Raw genomic sequence first — 4545 nt, forward strand, 5'->3', positions numbered from 1 at the left:
CGCACGCGATGCGTCCTATTCAAACAGCTTCAGGGCGATTCCCGTTGGCCGGCGTTTCCGGCTCCAGCTCGAACCGGAAAATTGGACTCGCATTTCCGGCACGCTCTCTGCCCGCATTTGCAGTCCGGACAAATACACCTACGGCTATCTGAATTCCGCCGGATATTACACCGTCCGTCTGGATGCCGATTTCGGCAACTGGCCGAAGGGCGGTGAGAGCGTACCGCTGCGCCTGGCGAAGCCTTTCGCGGGCAAGCTGCAAACCGGGATGCACTTCGTCGCGCTGGATAATGACGAGGCGGTGATTTCCTTCCGGGACGGCGACCCGGACAAGCCCGAAATCACAGCCTTCCACCATCACAGCCAGGCGCGCGACCTGGTAACGAACGACCGGCGCTGGCTCTCGCGCAACGTGATCCGCACGCAGAAGAACAACAAGATTCGCTTTGAGGACTGGTCGGGCCAGGAAGGCATCAAGGTCAGCACGGAGCACTCCGGCAAGTCGCAACTGAATCTCGGCTACCTGGTGAACAGCAAGCTCGAATACCGGGGCGAAGGCTATGAGCTGAGGTCTTCGGGCTGGGGGGCGATCCGCGCGGGCAAGGGCGTGATGGTCACGACCTACGACCGTCCAGGCGCGAGTGGCAAGCAGCTTGACATGCAGGAAATCATTGCCCAACTCGAAAGCGCGCTGGAGCTTGCAAAGGCGCTGGCGGGTTCCGCCAGCAGCGCGAAGGCCGAGCCTGCCGACACCTGTGAGCAGCAGCAGATGAAGGAGGATTTCGACGGTCTGAAAAAGCCGGGACTGCTGATGAGCACCCCCGCCTCGGCGGGCATCGTCGCGGGCCAGGGCATCCAGTTCGCGGCGCAGGACAGCATCAACGCCGTGGCTGGGAAGAACGCTGACTGGAGCGTGCTGAAGCGCTTTACCGTCGCTGCGGGCGAGAGCATTTCGCTGTTCGCACAGAAACTCGGCTTCAAGGCTTTTGCTGCCCAAGGCCCCGTCGAGATTCAGGCCCAGGGTGGGCCGCTGTCGTTCATTGCGGACAAGGATATAAACGTTGCGAGTGTCAACGGAAGAGTGAGTGTCGTCGCGAAGAAGGAACTCATTCTTGAGTGTGGTGGCGCGTTCATCCAGTTCAAGGACGGCAGCATCACGCTTGGTGGTCCGTTCGACTTGTTCCTCAAGACCATTACGGTCCAGAAGAAGGGCAAGGCGTCGATGCACCTGCCGTTGCCGGTGATGCCGGTACCTCAGAGTTCCGGACCGTATAGCTTGCGATTCGATTTATCGGGAGCGTCCGCAGATGGAGGAATATCGGAAAACGCGTCGTACCTGATAAAAGTCGGCAAGAATATTCAATATTGCGGAACGCTCGACGAGGATGGCATGACTGGAAGAGTTTTCACGGGAAAGGAAGAGAAAGTTCAGGTCAGCGTGAGAAACGGCGATTGGTCTCACCATATGGACTCGGTCAACGATGACCTGTTCGCTGACGGAAATGAAGTAGAGGAATGATGCGAGATTGTAATAAAAAAATGCGCTCTAACGCCTTCGCTGGAATTTTATCGTTACAGGCTCGGACCAGATTTCTTTGGGTAGTTTTGTTTTGCCCATTGACATTTGGTTGTATTGCCCAAAGTCAGTTGCCTGTTCCGGAAAACGTCACTCCGGCAAGCTCGGGATATAAAACGGAGATCTTCAACCTCGTAGATCCGGATGGAGATCAATATGGGACGGTGATTGGCGGGGCGGTGTCAGCAGCGCTTGATGGCTTTCTGAATCTATCTGGCTTGGATGTGCAAATGCTTCGAAAGCGATTGCTGAGTGGTCCTGCGACAGAAGGATCGCTTTGGAAAATAGGCCAGTCTCGTGAGTGGCTCTACCACATTTGCCAAGCGAATCAGTGCAACGTCACGAATGTTGCTCTGCTTTACGACGAACAGACCCATCGCGCGGCTGGGCGACTGCTATATCGTTGCACACCAAAATGGCTCGGGAACCCAAGCGATGCAGAGAAGGCGTTGATTGAGAATAAATATCCGATCAGGATCGACGCGGACGACGTCCGAATTTTTTGCAGGAAGGATTGAATTATGAGTAAAGGCGGAATTCGAGAGTTCCTGAATGCTCTCGCTCAGAGCGAGGGGGGAGGCGACTATAAAGTCATTAATAAGTTCGGGTACGTTGGGAAATATCAATTCGGCGAAAGTGCGCTAATCGACCTTGGCTATTACGTATCGGACGGCTCATCGCCGTGGGTCAAGATGCCGGATGGTCATGAGGTATTCAGGTATCAGTGGAACGGGAAGTGGACCGGAAAGGATCGAATCAGCAGTCTGGAGGATTTCAGGAATTCTCCGGACGAGCAGGACGTTGCTGCCGTGGCATGGGTTAGGTTGCTGTGTTCTCGAGCCCATAAAGCTGGCGCTGATAAATATGAAGGAAAGGTAATTTCCGGCATGAAAGTTACCCATTCCGGAATGGTTGGCGCGGCTCACCTAAAAGGGTTTGGAACCGACAAATATCCCGGACTTATGCAATTCCTTACTTCGAAGGGGAAACAGGACCCGGAAGACGCGAACGGTACATCAGTTTCAGACTACATCGAGAAATTCAACGACTACGACCTCGGGTGCTGTTCTGGAACTTTGGACGTTAAGTTCGTTGACAAGAAGAAACGACCGCTGTCGGGCGTGAAATATGAGGTGAAATCAGATAGTAAAGTTTTGCAGGAAGGTCATAGCGATTCTTCCGGGAAAATCAGTCAGCCCCTCAAGAACATTTCGTTCACTCAGATGTTGGAACTTTGGGTGATGGAAGGAGAGGTGGAAGCGAATTCAGAAATGGCCTGGAACGGAAGTATTTCCAGCTCATTGTCCTCTTTGACACTGATTAGCCCAAATAGTAAACACGAAGCGAAGACAACCGCGCATTCTGGTGCACCTGGAGATCACCGCCGGAATAGCAAGCTGGATACATACACTGTCCAGTACGGTGACTCTCTATGGAAAATCGCCCACGAGCACGGCACGAGCGTTGCCGCGATACGGCGCGTGAATCCCGGTCTGGACGGCAACATAATTAAGCCAGGACAAAAAATCAAATTGCCATTGACGGGGCCAGCATCGAGCGGGTCTTCACGTGCTTCGTCGTCACCTGCTTCGACTTCGACAACGGATCCTTCGACCGCTGCGCCTTCTGCAGCGACACCTGCCACACCAGCATCCTCAGGAAATCAATCGGATTCCCAGCAAGCATCTCAGGCACCGAATCAGGTGAAAGTGACCCGCAACGACAACGGCCATCCTGTTGGAGTGGCGGAGGCGGCAGACGACTCTGCTCCCGAGGGCGACCCCAAGCAGAAGATGTTTGAGATTCTGCGTAGAGACGCAAAGTACGGAAAGAAAAACGCAGGTTTTAGCGGCCCTGTCGCGGCGCAAAACGCGAAGCAAGGAAGGCCGATCTATAGCGTTGAGAAGGCTCCTGGCGTGTCGACCTTAGAGTGCTATAAGTATGTGAAGATTGCACTCTTGGCGTCGGGTCTGGTGGATTCGTATCTAGCCCAAGTCGAAGCAAAAGATGCTGGAATCGATCTTGAAAACGCGGGATTCAAGAACATTCTTTCAGATGCCTCCTATCACATCGCCAGTCCCTACGACGCGCCGGAGGGTGCCGTGATTGTCTACGGCACAACTGACGGCACGAAGCACGGTCATGCCGAAGTGGTACTTCCTGGACATTTGTTTGCCAGCGATTACATCAGCCCAAATAGCAGGGTGATGCGAAAGGGTGAGCCACCCACTTTGATAGGTAAGGGAAGGAAGGTGATAGGAGTTTGGGTGAAATGAAGTCGATAGATTTATTTTTCATCTGTGGTGCCGCACTCTCTTGCTTCGGTAATCTTGCCAATGCTGGTCAAGGTAGCCATGACCCGTTCGTTGAGTTTCAGAGTCGGTTCGGAGGTAACCAAGAGTTCGTTTGCATGGGTAATAGTGGGAACAGACTCTCCGTTAGCGTGAGCGTACCTCAAGCGGATTCCGATCAGATGAGGGTGATTCCTCACTCGGAATGGGGCGAAGTTCTGTCAATATACCTGTCCAAAGGAGACGGTGCGCCTATCGATTCGTCATGGGGGGCACCGAAATTCGATCACTCAATGAAGTTCATGTCGATTCAGTTGCACGACGGCAAGACTCTCATTTTCGAGAGATTTCGAGATATTCCTGATCCTGATGCGGATGAACGACATTTTGATCATAGGCCGTATTTCGACCTGACAATCGACGGAGGGAAAAAAATGCCTTGCAGCCAAGTTATTAACTTACCTTGACGCTTGAGCGCGAGGTATTGCGTCGTAGACAATTTTGTGATTGATGTCATTCGTTTCGGATACAAAACCGACTTCGCCGGTGATGTCGTCACCGCGCTAGAGACAATGCGCTATGAAGGCGTACCCGCTGCCCGTATGGCTTTGTTAGCGATGGAGCAGACGTGACGAAGTCGCGAACAGTGTCAATATTGAGGGGGTAGTGAATGGGTGA

Annotated in this window: 5 protein-coding genes; all 5 read left to right on the forward strand. The window is 53.4% G+C overall.

Features of this window, described 5'->3' with window-relative positions; all coding sequences use genetic code 11:
* On the forward strand, positions 1–1519 hold a 1519-nt coding region (locus tag P0D89_RS51050), incomplete at its 5' end, for a DUF2345 domain-containing protein (RefSeq protein WP_408379329.1).
* Positions 1516–2094, forward strand: coding sequence for a hypothetical protein (locus P0D89_RS51055; protein ID WP_408379332.1), 579 nt, complete (start codon positions 1516–1518; stop codon positions 2092–2094). The genes P0D89_RS51050 and P0D89_RS51055, both read left to right, overlap by 4 nt.
* 3 nt (positions 2095–2097) lie before the next feature.
* Positions 2098–3852, forward strand: coding sequence for a LysM peptidoglycan-binding domain-containing protein (locus P0D89_RS51060; protein WP_408379334.1), 1755 nt, complete (start codon positions 2098–2100; stop codon positions 3850–3852).
* A complete protein-coding gene (locus P0D89_RS51065; protein WP_408379336.1) occupies positions 3849–4334 on the forward strand; it encodes a hypothetical protein in 486 nt (161 codons plus the stop codon). Before P0D89_RS51060 ends, P0D89_RS51065 begins: the two co-directional genes overlap by 4 nt.
* A 36-nt stretch (positions 4335–4370) precedes the next feature.
* Entirely contained in the window at positions 4371–4499 is a 129-nt protein-coding gene (locus P0D89_RS51070; protein WP_408379339.1) for a hypothetical protein, read from the forward strand.
* Positions 4500–4545 lie beyond the last annotated feature (46 nt).

It is taken from the genome of Paraburkholderia sp. RL18-085-BIA-A, from assembly GCF_046027075.1.
Lineage (GTDB): Bacteria > Pseudomonadota > Gammaproteobacteria > Burkholderiales > Burkholderiaceae > Paraburkholderia.